Consider the following 698-nt stretch of genomic DNA (forward strand, 5'->3'; position numbering starts at 1 on the left):
GCAGCACCGTCTGTTCCTGGAGACGGCCTGGCAGGCGCTGGAGAACGCGGGCTACGACTCGGCCCAGTACGACGGCGACATCGGCGTCTTCGGCGGGGCCAGCACGTCAGCCTACCTGGAGAATATCTTCAGCAACCTGGAACAGGGAGCGGCCCTCAAGGGGGAGAACGTCGGCCTGGGATTCGAGCTGTCGTTCCTCGCCAGCCGGGTATCCCACAAGCTCGACCTCAAGGGTCCGAGCCTTCCCGTGCAAACCGCCTGCTCCACCTCCCTCGTCGCGGTGCACCTCGCGTGTCAGAGTCTGCTGAATTACGAGTGCGACATGGCGCTCTCCGGTGCGGTGTCGTACAAGGGCGGCGCTGACCAGGGCTATGTCCATCGCGAGGGTTCGTTCCTTTCCCCGGACGGGCATGTGCGGCCCTTCGACGCGACCGCGCGGGGCACCGTCTTCGGCAGCGGCGTGGGGGTCGTCGTACTGACGGCGCCGACCGTGGCCGGGCAGGCCCGGGTCGTTACCGAGGCCATGAATGTGGCGGAAGTCCGTCCGCAGGACATCGACTACGTGGAGGGGCACGGCAGCGGGACGCTGATCGGTGACTCCATCGAGTTCCAGGCGTTGGAGCGGGCTTTGGAGGGAGGCTCGTGCACGGTGGGCTCGGTCAAGGGGAACGTCGGCCACCTCGACGCCGCCGCGGGCA

The 698-nt window shown here is 67.6% G+C and carries 1 protein-coding gene; it reads left to right on the forward strand.

Translation table 11 applies throughout. The annotated features are described in order from the left end of the window. Positions 1–698, forward strand: a 698-nt coding sequence (locus IG05_RS0141100; RefSeq protein ID WP_030349190.1) for a polyketide synthase, incomplete at both ends; no start/stop codon positions are given.

The organism is Streptomyces sp. NRRL S-1022 (assembly GCF_000720135.1).
GTDB lineage: Bacteria > Actinomycetota > Actinomycetes > Streptomycetales > Streptomycetaceae > Streptomyces.